14 protein-coding genes and 1 pseudogene are annotated in these 16538 nt (G+C 28.8%); 10 read left to right on the plus strand and 5 right to left on the minus strand.

The window, feature by feature from the left end:
* Positions 1–2: 2 nt before the first annotated feature.
* The 5 genes from JV175_RS02085 to JV175_RS02105 are packed head-to-tail and all read right to left on the minus strand — an operon-like array spanning position 3 to position 3865.
* Complete coding sequence (locus JV175_RS02085) at positions 3–923, minus strand: hypothetical protein (RefSeq protein ID WP_205498853.1); 921 nt, start codon at positions 921–923, stop codon at positions 3–5.
* A gap of 18 nt (positions 924–941) precedes the next feature.
* Positions 942–1448 carry a hypothetical protein gene (locus JV175_RS02090; RefSeq protein ID WP_205498855.1) on the minus strand — a complete coding sequence of 169 codons (507 nt, stop codon included), beginning with the start codon at positions 1446–1448 and terminating at the stop codon, positions 942–944.
* 27 nt (positions 1449–1475) lie between these two features.
* Positions 1476–2033 (minus strand): hypothetical protein, encoded by a 558-nt coding sequence (locus tag JV175_RS02095; RefSeq protein WP_205498857.1) that lies wholly within the window; start codon positions 2031–2033, stop codon positions 1476–1478.
* A gap of 8 nt (positions 2034–2041) precedes the next feature.
* A complete protein-coding gene (locus tag JV175_RS02100) occupies positions 2042–2614 on the minus strand; it encodes an Mbov_0392 family ICE element protein (RefSeq protein ID WP_205498859.1) in 573 nt (190 codons plus the stop codon).
* 9 nt (positions 2615–2623) lie between these two features.
* Positions 2624–3865, minus strand: coding sequence for a hypothetical protein (locus JV175_RS02105; protein ID WP_205498861.1), 1242 nt, complete (start codon positions 3863–3865; stop codon positions 2624–2626).
* Between the two features lie 89 nt (positions 3866–3954).
* Here JV175_RS02105 and JV175_RS02110 point away from each other — a divergent pair.
* The 10 genes and pseudogenes from JV175_RS02110 to lon all read left to right on the plus strand — a co-directional run.
* Positions 3955–4551 (plus strand): annotated as a pseudogene (locus tag JV175_RS02110) (DNA-processing protein DprA); the annotation flags it as partial.
* Positions 4552–4817: 266 nt separating this feature from the next.
* Positions 4818–6278: a BMP family ABC transporter substrate-binding protein gene (locus JV175_RS02115; RefSeq protein ID WP_205498863.1), complete on the plus strand. Its 1461-nt coding sequence runs from the start codon at positions 4818–4820 to the stop codon at positions 6276–6278.
* Between the two features lie 5 nt (positions 6279–6283).
* Entirely contained in the window at positions 6284–7843 is a 1560-nt protein-coding gene (locus tag JV175_RS02120) for an ABC transporter ATP-binding protein (protein WP_240337644.1), read from the plus strand.
* Positions 7833–9596: an ABC transporter permease gene (locus tag JV175_RS04395; protein ID WP_205498865.1), complete on the plus strand. Its 1764-nt coding sequence runs from the start codon at positions 7833–7835 to the stop codon at positions 9594–9596. The genes JV175_RS02120 and JV175_RS04395 overlap by 11 nt, the downstream gene beginning before the upstream one ends.
* Entirely contained in the window at positions 9596–10525 is a 930-nt protein-coding gene (locus JV175_RS02130) for an ABC transporter permease (protein ID WP_205498867.1), read from the plus strand. The genes JV175_RS04395 and JV175_RS02130 overlap by 1 nt, the downstream gene beginning before the upstream one ends.
* A gap of 107 nt (positions 10526–10632) precedes the next feature.
* Positions 10633–11340 carry a purine-nucleoside phosphorylase gene (gene deoD / locus JV175_RS02135; protein ID WP_205498870.1) on the plus strand — a complete coding sequence of 236 codons (708 nt, stop codon included), beginning with the start codon at positions 10633–10635 and terminating at the stop codon, positions 11338–11340.
* Between the two features lies 1 nt (position 11341).
* Positions 11342–12637, plus strand: a complete 1296-nt coding sequence (locus JV175_RS02140) for a thymidine phosphorylase (protein ID WP_205498872.1) — start codon at positions 11342–11344, stop codon at positions 12635–12637.
* An 8-nt stretch (positions 12638–12645) separates the two neighbouring features.
* Positions 12646–13293, plus strand: coding sequence for a deoxyribose-phosphate aldolase (gene deoC, locus JV175_RS02145; RefSeq protein ID WP_205498874.1), 648 nt, complete (start codon positions 12646–12648; stop codon positions 13291–13293).
* Between the two features lie 17 nt (positions 13294–13310).
* On the plus strand, positions 13311–13934 hold the full coding sequence (gene upp / locus JV175_RS02150) for a uracil phosphoribosyltransferase (protein WP_205498876.1): 624 nt from the start codon (positions 13311–13313) through the stop codon (positions 13932–13934).
* A gap of 129 nt (positions 13935–14063) precedes the next feature.
* Positions 14064–16523 (plus strand): endopeptidase La, encoded by a 2460-nt coding sequence (gene lon / locus JV175_RS02155; RefSeq protein WP_205498878.1) that lies wholly within the window; start codon positions 14064–14066, stop codon positions 16521–16523.
* Positions 16524–16538: the final 15 nt, after the last annotated feature.

Here is a 16538-nt window from a genome sequence, read left to right on the forward strand (position 1 = left end):
CCTTAAATTTCTAAATATGTAAACTTTTTACAAATAATATTTTTTATTTTTTTGTTCAAATTTTGATGGTATGTGTTATTTAAATTTTGTTTATATTCAGCAACGATATTAAGCTTTTGATTTTTAAGAAAATCGACATCTGTACTTAAGAATGTGTTTTTTTCACTTTGAATTCTTAAATACAGTACTTCATAAATAAACTTTTCAATAAATCAACTACTCTTAGGGTAAGAAGCGAAATTGAATATAAATAAGCAATCTACATCATTAAGCAATTTGACTATATTTTGATTATCAAAATTTGAAAAACCATGATTATATACAAAGTTATATAAGTCGTTGTAGTTTAGAACTGCAACTTTTTTATTTTGCTTTGCATAAATAACTGATATATATTTTCAGAAACCTTGTACTTCAAATTCTTTATCCGTTTTAATAAAAAGATTTATGTTTTTATTGTTTCTAAATACTTTTTTAACCATTTCTTTCTCTTCTTTTTTATCCAAAAAAAGAGACATTATATCTTCTTTAAAATCTTTCATTTTTAAAGATTTTTCTAAACTTTTTTCGCTTAAAAAATCTTGAAGTTGTTTATCAAAAACACTAATTCTTGTCAATATAAAATTATTGTTTACTAAACTTTTTCGAAATCAATCTTCATTACTAAAATCAATATCTAAAAAACCATTCCCATTAACAAACAACTGTCATTTAGGATTTTCTTTATGAATTTCTACAAAATTTTTATATTTCATTAACAGAGATAATCCAGCATCAATTTGATTTTCATTTAAGTTTAAGTCGTTGACAATTTTTTGAATTAATTCATTTTTTAGTATTTCAGTTTTCTTTTGAATCCTAAATTCATTACTTGTTTTTTTAAAATAAGTCTTTATGTCTACAAAATCGTTTTGTTTTACCATGCTTACTTCTTTGTGTAATTATTCTTGCTTTTGCGCTTTATATTTTTGATAAAATATCAAATATTTTTTAGTTAAATACATAAAACCTAGTAATTCTTCATCAATTATTTGAAATTTACTGTTTTTGTATCTTAAAAAAGTTGTTGGTACTTTAATTCTTGTTCGTATTTTTCAGTATTCCGTGATTAAATCTGAATATTTAGTATTAATCCCAAATGTTAAAAGTTCATTATTTAATGCTTTATCTCACTTATCGACTAAAAAAATTTGTTTTTTTGCATCTGTTATATCAAATCTAAAAATGTTTTCGTGTTCGCTTATTTCACTTGCTAGTTTTCTTGGACTTGTATTTCATATATCTAGTCAATGAACTAGTGACTGATATTTCATAATAGGAGTTTCATTTCTAATATTTTTATCTTCAAATGCTTTTTCAAAAAGTTCATCAATAAATTCTTTTTCTATTTTATGAATATTTAATAATGAGTTATATAACTCATCTTTTTTACTTTTTATTTCAAACATTTTTTATTATCAACAGTTTATTAATTTTTATTCCAGTTTCTCAGTTGCTATTTTTTCAACTTCTCTCAAAGCAATATCGAGAATTTTTTCTAATTTACTTCTATCTTCTTTTAATAGAATTCAAAATAAATCTTGAAATGTTCCTATTTCCGAGTAACTTTTACCTTTTTTTGTAATTTGATAATAGTTTTCATCAATAAAATTTTTATCTTTTACGATTTTTGCGAATAAGAATCTATTTTCAGCTTCAAAAGACTTTTCAAAAACATCTTGTTCAACAACTTCTTTTAATTGTGCACCACTATAAATTGCATTTTTGAATTCCAAATATTCTCATAATTGTCCATTATAAATTTCTTCGTTAAACTTTTTCTGATTATTTATATATTCATTACATTTTATAAATAAATAAAAATTGTAATTTGGATTTTTTAGGTTAGCTTCTTGAAATTGAACATAATTTTTGTCATCTATACCCAAGTTTTTTAGAAACGTAAACAATCCCAAAACTGTTTTGTATTCTTGTTTATTAAGATTTTCAATATAGTCTACAGTTTCTTTATTCATTCTTTGTAGTTCTTTCATCTTTTTGTTTAAAAACTAAGTACTTCTTTCTTTTCTTCTTTTTGCTCTTCTTTTTGCTCTTCTAAAATTTCTTTTACTTGCTGTTTTGTTACTCTTTTAATATCATTTTTCACATAATTTGTAATTAAATATCATGTCAAATCAAAGTTTGTGTGAGCTATCTTTTCAAAACCATTTCAATATCCGTTAATTTGGTAAAAATTATCTTTTCTAAAATTTAAATCATTTTTAATTGCATAAGCAAGGTAAATGTTTCCATCCATTCCGTGTCTTTGCAAGTTTTCATCTGCTTTTTGATAAAGTTCTGAACCGGTGTATATGTCTTCATCATTTAAAAAATCTTCTATTTCATCATCAAATATTTCTTCGTTGAATTTATTATAATCATCTAAATATTCCTTACACTTGATTAGTTCGAAAATTAAATCCGTACAATCTTCTTGGTAATAAAAATCTTTATAAGCATCTGATAAATAAGTTACATCGTTTAATAATCAATCGAATAAATCTTCTTTCTGTTCTCTATTCATTTTGCTAATTTCTTCAATTGTTTGTTTATTTAATTCATCATATTTTTTCATTTTTCATCCTTAATTAAATTTTTTTGTCCTTATTTTTTTATTTCTTAAAAACTGATTTTTTTTGTTTTCCAGTTCAAGAATTCATAATAATTCCTTTATCAATTTGTCTTGCAAATTATTTCCTAGTCCACCTATTCAATAATTACTTAAGATTACATCATCATCGTTTGAATTTATATTTTCTTGATTTTGTTCAACGATTGCTTTTAAGATTGTGTTTCCAATTGCTCTTTCAAATTCATCAGCTTCTTTATCCACAGCATCTTGTTTAAGAGTTTTTATGTTATTACTATCTCTTGGTTTAATTTCCAATTCATTACCGAATTTTATATAGTCCGAAAAATCTTCTTTAAGTTTTTCATTTGTAGAAGATAAAGCTAAAAAGATATCGCTTGTCATTTTTTTAATTTCATCACTTTGTCTTTGGTAACTGATATCTTTTTTACCTTTTAATTCTTTTCAAATTAATTTGGATTGTGTATCTATGATTATTTTGCTTTTATTATTTTGCAAAGCATTTATTAAAGATTGTTTTACAATATTTTTTTGTTTTCAAACATTAGCTTTGTCATCATTTAGCTTTAAATATTCATCATTGTTAGAAATATTTTCATAAAAGTATTCACGAAACTTTTTCATTGTTTCTTTATCGAAATTACCTTTTTTGCGAAAACTCGTTCCATTATCAAATGTTTTTTCTTCTTCTCAAAAAGCTAAATGTAAGTGCGGCTGATTTGTGTTTGCGTGAATTGCTCAAAAACCTTTAATGCTTTCGAAATTTATTCCGTTACTTTTAAGAAGTTTTTGCATTCCGGAATTAACTAAATTTTGATATTGTCTAGTATCCACAAAATTATTGTTTAAAGCTAATTCTCCAGCACTAATAACCATTTCTCAAATATGTTGTTTATCCGTTATTTTTTCCATTTGTTTTTTTGCTTCTGATATATCAACATTGATTTGATTTGAGAACAATTTACACAAACCACTAAACTTAGGAGATTTATTTCGTTTAGTTTGCTGATTTCACCAAATTGTTTTAGAACTCAAATTTTTATGTTCATTAATCTTGTTTACGAGATTTTCATTTTTGCTCTGGACTAAAACAGCATTTTCCCTTGTTATGTAATCAATGAATTTTCCACTTTGATAAAACGATGCATTATGTATATCTTGTACTTCTTTCGTTCTAAAACCCTTTGAACCAAAACCATAATGTAGACTTAAAAAAACCGAGTTGTTATCTTTCATAAATTCTCCAAAAGAAACAAAAAAGCAATTGCTTTCGCAACTGCTTTAGTCAACCCACTTAATTTTCACACTTCCATTATTTTACACTTTTTGATGAATGCTATCCACGAGAATTTTCAACTCTTAACCAGCCGCCATTTCTTGTGTTTTTTGAAGGTGATTTAAATCTTTTGAAAACCAAAAACAAAATTACTCTTACTGGCAATTACTATGATCTAACTATTAAAAATCTCATTGATAAAACAACACCTAATTTATTAAAAAATGAAACTTGTTTAGTAATTAGTTATTTAGGTCAGATAGAAAAACAAATTTTTGATTTTTTTAATCGTAATAACTTAAAAATAATTATTATTGCTTCATTTGGGATAGAAACCCTTAAAAAAGAAATGAAAATCAATAAATTTAATAATAATGTATTAATTCTTAGCGAATTTCCAAATAGTGTTACTAAAAACACTCCCCTTACTTTATTACAAAAAAATCGTCTCGTATCCGCTTTAAGTGAAAAATTAGTTTTTTACGCAGTTGATAAATTTAAACATTTCAATTCTTTAATTGATTTATTCTTAGATGAGGGTAAAGAAATATACGCATTTCCTAATATTGACAATAATATTAATAATTACAATAATAATTTAATAAATCAAGGTGCTAAAATTGTCACCTCTTTTGATTTTTATTAAAAATAACAAGAATAAAAAAATTAAAATAATGCAAAAAATACTATTTTTGTACTTTATTTACAATATTTAAAATGTACAAAAACAAAAACTTATTTTTTTGATGTAAAACACTATTTTTTTAGCCTTTTTATGTTGTTTTGTATTTTTTTTGATAATAAAAATTTTTATATTAAAATAATATGTGAATGGACAAATAGTTATATTTAAATATTTGTTTTTTATTTATAATTATTTATACATATTAAAAAAAGAGAAAAGGACAAAACATGAGCAAAAAACAAAGATTATTTCTTTCTTTAGGGATTCTAAGTGCTCCAATTTTAGCTATCCCATTCGTTGCAGCAAGTTGTGGCGAAACAAATAAAGAAGAACCAAAAACTCCTGTTAACGGTGGAAGTGATGGTTCAACCACAGGTGGCAATACAACAAATACAGGTGGTAATTCAACAACCACAGGTGGTAATACATCATCTACTACAAGTTCAGGTACTCAAAATTCATCATCTGAACTTCTTGCAAAAATTGACAAGAGAATGCCAGTTAATGCATCACTAGCTGAATTGATAAAATCAAAACAAGCTATCGTTATTACAGATGCTGGACACATTGATGACAAATCATTTAACCAATCAGCATGAGAAGGACTAAAAACATTTGCAAAAGATTCATCTGTAGCTGAAAATGAAATCAACAATTATAAAATTGAACCTTCATCAGAATCTGATTATGACAAATACTACTCAAACTTATTACAAAGAAATGAAGTTAAATATTGAATTACAGTAGGATTTAAACACGAATCTCCTATTAAAGAATTCTTCAGCGAAGAAGAAAATAGACAAAAATTAATCAATAGTGATAAAGTTATTATCGCAATTGATTACGATGCATCAGCTCCTTTAAGCAACGATGTACAAGGATTACCACAAGGACACGCTATTTCTTTATTATTCAATACAAAAGAATCAGGATATGTAGCTGGTAAATCAGCTGCTGAATATGTTTCTACAGTTATGGAACCAAATGAAGTTTCAAAACGTCTATTAAATTCATTTGGTGGGGGAGCTTTCCCAGGTGTTACTGATTTTATTGAAGGATATTTAAAAGGTATTAATGACTGAAATAAAGCAAATCCTGACAAAAAAGTAAAACACAAAGTAAGCTCAGATGCTTCAAAAATTAACTTATCAACAGGATTCAATAGAGATAACCAAATGGCAACAAATGTTACAAAAGAAGTTGCAACAGATCCAAAACCATTAGTTATTCTTCCAGTTGCTGGACCTGCTACATTAGATGTTTCAGAAAAAGTTCGTGATAGACAATTAATTATTGGGGTTGACGTTGACCAAGTTAACTCAGTTATCCAAGCTAAAGACAAATTCTTTACATCAATTACAAAAGAAATTGGACAAGCTTTATATGATATTTTACGTGGTCTATACACAAACGATGCACAATTCTTATATGGATTCCAACTAGGAACAAAATCAATTTCACATAAAGGTAGTCTAAAAGAAGGATGAACAGGACTAGCAAAAGCACATCTATCAGGTGACGAAACAGCTAGAGCACAAGCTATTTTAGACAAAAATATTGCTGAATTCAAAGGATTTTCAGAAGACAAAGTTGGATACATTAATTCTGATAAAGCACTTGAAAACGGACAAGTAATTAATGATATAGTTACAAGATTAAACAAACTAGTTGAAGAAATTAACAAATAATTAAAATGTACGCCGTAGAATTCGAAAACGTAACAAAAGAATTCCCAGGCATTATAGCAAATAAAGACGTAAGCTTTAAGGTTAAAAAAGGTACTATCCATGCTTTAATTGGCGAAAATGGTGCCGGTAAATCTACGCTTATGTCTATTTTATTCGGACTTTATTCACCTACAAGAGGTGCAATAAAAATTAATGAAAAATATGTTAACATTAAAGATCCGAATCACGCAAATGACCTAGGAATTGGAATGGTTCACCAACACTTTAAACTTGTTGGTATTTATTCTAATCTGCAAAATATAGTTTTAGGTTCTGAATTCTCTAAACATGGGTTCTTAGACCTTGATTTAGCATCAGAAAAAATCAAAACTATTCAAGAACAATTTAATTTAAAGTTTAATCTAAATGATAAAAGTGGTAAGTCTTCAGTTCCGGTTCAACAAAAAGTTGAAATTATGAAGATGTTATATCGTGACAACGATATTCTAATTTTTGATGAACCAACTGCTGTTTTAACTGATGAAGAAATTCATGGTTTATTAGAAACAATGAAATTGTTTAAAAAACAAGGGAAAACAATCATTTTTATTACCCACAAACTAAAAGAAATTAAGGAAGTAGCTGATACAGCAACCGTTTTAAGACATGGAAAAGTAATTTTAAACTGTAATGTTGCCGAAACATCTATTGAACAAATGGCACACGCTATGGTTGGTGACAACTTAGTAGCGGCACAAAATTCAAATCACTCATTCGATGAAGAATTAGTTTTAGATATTCAAAATGTATCAACAGGTGGTAAAAAACCACTTACAGATATCAATTTAAAAGTTCACAAAGGTGAAATTTTAGCAATTGCCGGAGTAGCTGGTAATGGGCAAACTCAAGTTGAGTATTTAGTCAGCGGTTTATTAAAAGCTAAAAAAGGTAAAATCCTTATGAAAGCTCGTAATAAACAAAATAATCTAGAAATGATGGATGTTACAAACTTAAATGTTGGAAAACGTTCAAAATTAAATCTCTCATACATTCCTACAGACCGTCACAAACACGGTTTAGTTCTTGACTATTCAATTAATATGAATACTGTTTTAAGAAGACTTTGAGACAAAACTTATTCAAAATTTTTAGTATTTAAAGATAAAGCTATTAAAAAGCAAACTCTTGATATTATTGAAAAATTTGATGTGCGTGGTGCTCGGAATGGAATTTCTCAATCACGTTCACTTTCAGGTGGAAACCAACAAAAATTTATCGTTGGACGTGAAATTATGCATGATCACGAATTAATCGTCGTTATGCAACCTACTCGTGGTCTTGATGTTGGAGCAATCAAGAACATTCATGAAAAATTAATCGAAGAAAAAAATAAAGGTAAAGGAATTTTATTAATTTCTTACGAATTAGACGAAGTATTATCATTAGCTGATACAATCGCAGTTATTAATAATGGAAAAATTATTAACGTTTCACCAGCTGATAAAATAACCAGACAAGAAATTGGTATGTTCATGTCTGATTCAGTATCAACTGAACAAAAAGGAAAGGAATTAAATGACAAATAGTATTAAAAAAGCCACTGAGTCAATGCGTTCTTTTTCTTCTAAAGCATCAGAATTTATTAAAATGGGGCAAACTAAATCATCAGCAAGAAAAGTTGCTTCTTCAATATGAGCAATTATTTTTGGGATTGCAATTAGTTCAATTTTTATTGCTTCATTAGGGGTAAATCCTTCAGTATTTTTTAAAGCCTTAATCGATGGAGCTTTTGCAGAATATAACAAAAATAAATTAATTCTTTATTTTTCAATATTTTTAATTGGTTCACTCGGAGTTGGATTAGGATTTAAATCCGGTTACTTCAATATTGGTATTCCTGGTCAAATGTTGGCTGCGGGTACAACTTCATTTAGTATCTTAATTGCGACCAAGAATTTCAGAAACATTAGTGGTGGACTTCTTGTTGGATTAATGCTACTTTCAATTTTAGTAGGAGCATTTTTAGGAATGTTTGCCGGTTTCATGAAAGCCTATTTTGGTGTTCATGAAGTTATTTCAACAATTCTTTTAAACTGAATTGTTATTTATGTAACAACATATGTTTTTAAAATTGATAATGCTGTTTTTTACAACCTAGAAGAATCAAGAAAATTCTTACTAGATACCAATGATGGAACTAAAACAATTCGTTTAGCTAAAGAATTACAAGAAATCTTTACCTACTTTGCATTAGCATTTGGAATTGCAACAGTTTTAGTTTTATGATTTATTTTTGCAAAAACCTCATTGGGTTACAAAATTAAAATGGTTGGGATGTCAAAAACAAATGCTGAATACATTGGTACAAACCAAAAAGTTGTAACAATGTCAATTTTAACAATTTCAGGAGGACTGGCAGGGCTTGCTGGTTTCCTATACTACGTTATCTTAAACCGTAACGTTGTTGACTATTCAAACCCTCTTTCATTAGGATTTGACACAATCGCAATTTCATTACTTGCATTAAACGCACCAGTTGGAATTGTTTTCACTTCAATGTTTTATGCAGTGCTAAAACAAGGTTCATTCAACCTATGAACAGTAAATGTTAACACTGAAAACATGAGTATGGTTACTGGTTTAATCATCCTATTTGCGGCTTTATCAGTTCTATTCTTACATTTTAAACCAATTTATTTTGTTAAAAAGACAATCTTATTGATTAAAGATTCTGAATGAAGACAAACATTTAAAGATTACGTTATAAGCCGTAAAGAAATAATTGCTTCTTCAAATCAAAAAATTGCAGAAGCTAAAAAACACAAAAAATCTGTTAAAAAACAATATAAAGAATTAACTAAACTACACAAAAAAGAAGTTGACGAATTATTAAAACAAAATATTAAAAATTATTCAAGTGAACAAAAAAATGAATACTTTTTAAGATTAAGCTCTTTAAATAGAGATTACAAACAAAAAGTTGAACAAATTCAGTACTTCGAATACAAAAATCAAAAATTAATGAAAGAAGGAATTCTTTCAACAAAACGTAAAGAGTTCTTTACATATTCAAACAAAAGATATGAAGTTTTAAACCACAAATTATGATTAGATATTAAAAACACTAGTCCAAAAACAAAAAAAATATTTAAAAATGTTGCACTAGCTTCATTATTATTAATTGGATTTGTTTTTGTTGTAGTTGGGAAAGTTGTTTTATCAACTCCAACATTAGCCTTACCAGGGTTAGCAATTTTTGGATTAATTATTATTCTTTTAGCTTTAATTATGTTAGTTTGAATTAACATTTTTCCAACAGAACGAAAGGAGAATAAATAATGACACTTTCATTACAATTAGTTCAATTATTCTTACTTTCATTTTGTATTTTGTCACTTGCATCAGTAGGTGGGATGTTTTCAGAAAGAGTTGGAATTGTTAATATCGGAATTAACGGGATGATGATTATCGGAGCAACAGTTTACGTTATCTTCGGTAGTTACTTCGGGCAAAAACCACCAATAGTAGCGCAATTTATTTTAATTCTTGTTTCTGCTCTTGGTGGAGGTCTCTTTTCTTTGATTCACGCCTTTGCGACAATCAAATTAAAAGCTGATCATACAATTTCAGGGTTCGCAATTAATATGCTTGCATTTGGGATTGCCTTAGTTTTATTAACTATTTATGGTGGTGGTTCAGCTAAAAACGTACCTTTCTTTGTTAAAGAAGTTGCTTTAGATAGTGAAGTATCATCTTGAAAAAATCTTTTATCTTTAAGAAACATTCTTACTGTTATCATTCTTGTTTTAGCTTTTGTAGCATTAAAATGAACAAGATGAGGACTTAGATTAAAATCAATCGGGGAAAACCCACAAGCAGCAGACGTTGCTGGAGTTAATGTTAACTCATATAAATGACAAGGTGTATTTATTAGTGGTTTATTAGCAGGAATTGCCGGAGGGTTCTTTGTGCAATATTCGCCAACATCATTCAAAGGTGAAGTACAAGGTTTAGGATATCTAGCTCTAGCAATTATGATTATGGGTCAATGAATAGTACAATGAATCGTTTTAAGCGCCGTTGTATTTTCATTATTAAGATCCGCTTCATTCGTGCTACCTGTTTTCCAACCAGATACACTAGGAAAATTCACTGATTTATTCTATACAATCCCTTATTTCATTACATTTATAATGATGATTTTAATGAAGGGAAGAGGCTTTGCGCCGGCAGCGGCTGGATTTGCATATGACAAATCAAAACGTTAAAAAGTAGGCCAAAATTAGGCCTATTTTTTTATTATTTTTTACGTCTTTAAATGTTAAAATTAAACTGGTACAAGATACCTGAAAATTTACAATAAAAGGAGAAAAAGATGACACCACACATTAACGCCAAAGATGGTGATATTGCAAAATTAGTTTTAATGCCAGGAGATCCATTAAGAGCTAAATATATCGCTGAAAAATATTTAGAAAACCCACGCTTGGTTTCTGATGTTAGAAATGTTTTAATGTTTACAGGTAAATACCATGGACACGATGTAAGTGTTTGTGCCTCAGGTATGGGTATTCCTTCAATAGGGATTTACGCATATGAATTATTTAATTTTTATAATGTTGATACAATCGTAAGAATCGGTTCAAGTGGAGCTTACGTTGAAGACCTAAAACTTTATGACTTAGTTTTAGCGAAAAGTTGTTACGGAGAAAATACATCATTCCGTAAAGCTTTTACAGGTTCAGAAGAACACATTGCTTACCCAACTAAATCTCTAAACGATTTAATTGTTAAAAAAGCAAATGAACTTCAAATTCCATTAAGAGAAGAACACATTCATTCAGAAGATGCTTTCTATACAAACGAAAGTGCTCAAGAAAGAATGCAACGTTCACAAGGTGGAGTTTGTGTTGAAATGGAAAGTTACGGATTATTCAGTGTTGCTGAAAAATTAAATAAAAAAGCAGCATGTATTTTAACAATTAGTGATAACCTTGTTACACATGAATATACAACAGCTGAAGAACGTGAAAAAGCATTCAACAAAATGATGGAATTAGCTCTTTCATTAGCAGGAGAATAATATGAGAATGGTTGATTTAATTGAATTAAAGGCAACAAACCATCAATTAACAAAAGAACAAATTCAATTTATTATCGAAAACTACACAAATAATAATATTCCTGACTACCAAATGTCTAGCTTCTTAATGGCGATTAGATTAAATGGAATGTCAGATGCTGAAATTGCTTATTTAACTGAAGCAATGATGCACTCAGGTAAAGTTCTTGATTGAAGTTATTTAAATACCGAAATTGTTGATAAACACTCAACTGGAGGTGTTGGAGATAAAACCAGTCTAGTGCTTATGCCTCTTTTAGCTTCATTAGGACTAACAGTTGCTAAAATGAGCGGTCGTGGATTAGCTCAAACTGGGGGAACTATTGATAAACTAGAAACAATTTCTGGTTTTAAAGTAAATTTAAGCGATGAAGAATTCAAACACAACGTTAAAGAAAATAAAATCGCTTTAGTAGGACAAGATGAAAAACTTGTTCCTGCTGACAAAAAAATCTATGCTTTACGTGATGTTACTGCAACAGTTCAATCAATTCCTTTAATTGCTTCAAGTATCATGTCAAAAAAACTTGCAACAGGATCAAACGTTATTTTATTAGATGTTAAATGCGGTTCAGGAGCTTTCATGAAAAATGTTGAACAAGCTCAAGAACTTGCAAAACAAATGATTAGTATCGGAAAAAATTTAGGTCGTAAAGTAATGGTAGAAATAACTAACATGCAACAACCTTTAGGTAGAGCAATCGGAAACAAAAACGAAGTTTTAGAGGCTATTGAAACCCTAAAAGGACATGGACCTGAAAACTTTACTAAGTTAATATATTCATCAGCAAGTGCATTTTTAGTTGAAACAAATAAAGCAAAAGACGAACAAGAAGCATTTGCAATGATAGATGAAACAATAAAATCAAATAAAGCTTATGATAAATTTAAAGAATGAATCGCCGCTCAAGGTGGAAATGTTTCAGAATTAGAACAAAAAGACTGATTTAAACCAAAATACACATACGAACTAAAATCACAACAAGAAGGATATTTAGAAATTCTTAGTGCCCTTGATTTTGGTCTTGTAGCAATGAAACTTGGAGCCGGAAGAAAAACTAAAGAAGATAAAATTGACTTCGAAGCCGGAATTTATCTAAATAAAATTACTAACGAATATGTAAAACAAGGTGAAACTTTATTTACATTAACTTCATCAAATCCAATTGAGCAAAGCGTAATTTTAGAATTAGAAAAAACCTTTAAATTTAATTCAGAACCAATTGAAAATCCAATTGTGTTAGCGAAAATGCGTTAGGAGAATAAATGAATTACAATCGAATGGTTGACCACACCTTATTGAAACCAGAGGCTACTCAAAAAGATATTGATAAATTAATTTCTGAAGCAATTGAATACGATTTTAAAAGTGTTTGCATTAATCCAACATGAATTAAACATGCCAAAGAAAAATTAGCTGGGTCTAACACAATTGTTTGCACAGTTGTAGGATTCCCATTAGGAGCAATGGTAACTCAAGCTAAAGTTCATGAAACAAAACTAGCAATTTCTCACGGTGCTGATGAAGTTGACATGGTTATAAATATTGGTCGTTTTAAACAAGGCCAATATGATTATGTTTTAAATGAAATTAAAGCTATTAAAGAAGAATGCAAAGGCAAAGTTTTAAAAGTTATTATTGAAACCGCTTTATTAACCAACCAAGAAATTCAAAAAGCAACTGAAATCGTTTTACAATCAGGAGCAGATTTTGTTAAGACTTCGACCGGTTTTTCTTACCGTGGAGCAAATTTTGAAGATATTGAAATTATGAAGAGCGTTGTTGGTGATAAAATAGAAATTAAAGCAGCTGGTGGAATTAAGACATATCAAGATATGGAAAAAATGTATCAATTAGGTGCAACTCGTTTTGGAATGTCAAAATCAGTTGAAGTTTTTAAAAGTAAAAATTAATTTAGAAAGAAGCCAAAATGATTAAAATCTTTGATCACCCCCTTATTAAAACAAAACTAACTACAATGCGTAATAAATACACAAGCCATGATGTATTTCGAAAAAATTTAAATGAAATAGCATCACTAATGGTTTTTGAAATTATGCGTGATTACCAACCAAAAGAAATTGAAGTAATCACACCAACCGATACAAAAACAACAGGATATACCTTAGATAGAGAAATCGTAATCGTCCCTATTTTAAGAGCTGGACTAGGAATGGTTGAAGGGATTTTAAGTTTAGTCCCACAAGCCAGAGTTGGTCACATCGGACTTTATCGTGATGAAAAAACTTTTGAAGCTAAAAAGTATTTTTATAAAATTCCTGATGTTTCAAAAGACAGTGAAATTTTAGTTGTTGATCCAATGCTTGCTACCGGAACAAGTGCTTATGATGCGATCAAAGAACTAAAAGATGACGGTTTTAAAAATATTAAGCTTGTTTGTTTAGTTGGTGTACAAGAAGGAATTGACAAGATCAAAGAAACTTTCCCAGAAGTTGATATTTTCTTAGCATGTAAAGATGATTATTTAAATGAAAAAAAATATATCATCCCTGGATTAGGAGATGCAGGAGATCGACTTTTTGGAACAAAATAATTTTTAGTTGAGCGCTGCTCAACTTTCTTTTATTATAGGCGCGAAATAATTTAGCACTTTTTTAATAGGAGTGCTAAAAATTTGATATAATTAACGCAAACAAAACTAATTATTATCGAAAGGACACAAATGAAAAATTTAATAATCGGAGTAAGAAATGATCTTATTGTTCCCGGAACATTAAAAGATCTCAAAATTGGTAAAGCAAATAGTTTGACAATTTTAGCTGATGCTGAATCCAAACAAGAAAATATTGTTGTTGCTTCATTAAAACCATATGCTTTTTCAAAAAGTCAATTAACTCTTGACGATTATTTTCCTTATGCAACTATTGCAAAAATTGAAAATATTAAAAATCCTGAAAAAAAGGTAAAAACCGTTCATTTTGCAGGTTGAAAAAAAGTAAAATTAATTGCATTACATAATTTTGAAGCCGGAAATGATGAAAATGGTGATCCAATTATTATTAACAATGCTTTAGCTGAATGAGAAGAAATTAAAGAATATGTTTCTGATGTTGATTTAGCAGCAAAACTAATGCGTAAATTAGCTGAAACATTAAATAACTTCGCAAATCACAGCCTAGGAAAAAATGACGCTCTGGAAGGTCTGGATGATTTAATTTTATCTAATGAAGTTAATGTTATGTATTCATTTGATATGTTCTTTAGCAACTTAGATATTTTAGATTTTGAAAGTAGATATGAAATCTATGCTGAAAATGACTATGTTGAAAAAATTCAAAAATTAATCAATAGTATTTTAAAACTACATCGTTTAAATCAAATTGATAAAGAAGTTGATAAAACTTTACGTAATGAATTAGATGATCAACAAAAAGATTTTTTAATTCGTGAAAGAATGCGTATCTTACAAAAACAACTTGGAGAAGATGAACAAGATACAGAATATGAAAAAACAATTGAAAGCAGTGAATTAAAATTACTAATTCCTGAATCAGTTAAAAAAGCTATCGCTAAAGAAAAATCAAGATTAAAAAATATGATGCCTTCAAGTCCTGAAGCAAATATTGCTAAAAATTACATTGAACTTTTACAACTTCTACCTTGAAGAAAAGTTAAAAGTGAAAATCTTGATATTATTAATGCAAAAAAAATTCTTGATGCTCACCACTATGGGATCAAAGAACCAAAAGAAAGAATTATTGAATTTATTTCTGTTTTAAATCATCGAAAACTACAAGATGAAAATAACCGCGATTTTGTTAATATTCCTAACGATAAAGAACATTTAATTGATAAAAACTTATTTGTTTCAAAAGATGGAAGAGTTAACGAAGCGGTTCAACCAATGCCAATTTTAACTTTAATTGGGCCACCAGGGGTAGGAAAAACTACTTTAGTTCGTTCAATTGCTGAAGCTTTAGAACGCCCTTACGTAAAAATTAGCTTAGGTGGTGTTAAAGATGAATCAGAAATTAGAGGACACCGTCGTACATATGTTGGGGCAATGCCTGGAAAAATTATTGCTGCAATTAAAAAAGCAGGCGTATCAAACCCTGTGGTTTTATTGGATGAAATTGATAAAATGTCATCTGATTTTCGTGGTGACCCAACTTCGGCTTTACTGGAAGTTTTAGATCCTGAACAAAATGTTAACTTCCAAGATCATTATTTAGATATTGAATATGATCTTTCAAAAGTTTTATTCATTGCAACAGCTAACTACTTTGATCGTATTCCTGAAGCTTTAGTTGATCGTGTGGAATTAATTGAAATTAATTCATACACATCCCTTGAAAAGTTACAAATTGCAAAACGTCATTTAATTGAAAAAATTTTGCAACAAAACTCTTTAAAACCTTCACAATTCCAAATTAGTGATGAAGTTTTAGACTATATCATTAAAAATTACACCCGTGAAAGCGGAGTTCGTGAACTAAGCCGTTTACTAGATAAAATCGGTCGTAAAATTGTTGTAAAAATTTTAAGCAAAGAAGTTGCTGATGATTTTGTAATTACCACTAAAGAAGTAACAGATTTCTTAGGACCAATCAAATTTGAAGAATCTGAAAATGATGGTGAACCACAAATTGGTTCCGTTAACGGTCTTGCTTGAACATCATACGGTGGTTCAACATTAGCAATCGAAGTAACCACATTTCCAGGCAAAGAAGGACTAAAATTAACAGGTTCACTAAAAGAAGTAATGCAAGAATCAGCACAAATTGCTTTAGGTTATGTTCGTTCACATGCAAAAGAATTTAATATTGATTTTGATTTTGAAAACATAAGTATTCACATTCACGTTCCAGAAGGAGCTGTGCCAAAAGATGGACCAAGTGCGGGAGTAACTTTTACAACTGCAATTATTTCAGCACTTTCAAATCGACCTGTATCGAATACAATTGCAATGACTGGAGAAATAACTTTACGTGGAAAAGTTTTACCAATTGGTGGACTAAAAGAAAAATCATTGGCAGCGATGAAGTTTGGAATTAAAACAATCTTTATTCCAAAACAAAATGAAAAAGATTTAGTTAATATTCCACAAGAAGTTAAAGATGCTGTAGAATTCCATCCAGTTGATAAATATACTCAAATTTATGACTATATTTTCAAAAAATAATTTTTAACCAATAAC

This window comes from [Mycoplasma] gypis (assembly GCF_016924775.1).
GTDB classification, from domain to species: domain Bacteria; phylum Bacillota_I; class Bacilli_A; order Mycoplasmatales; family Metamycoplasmataceae; genus Metamycoplasma; species Metamycoplasma gypis.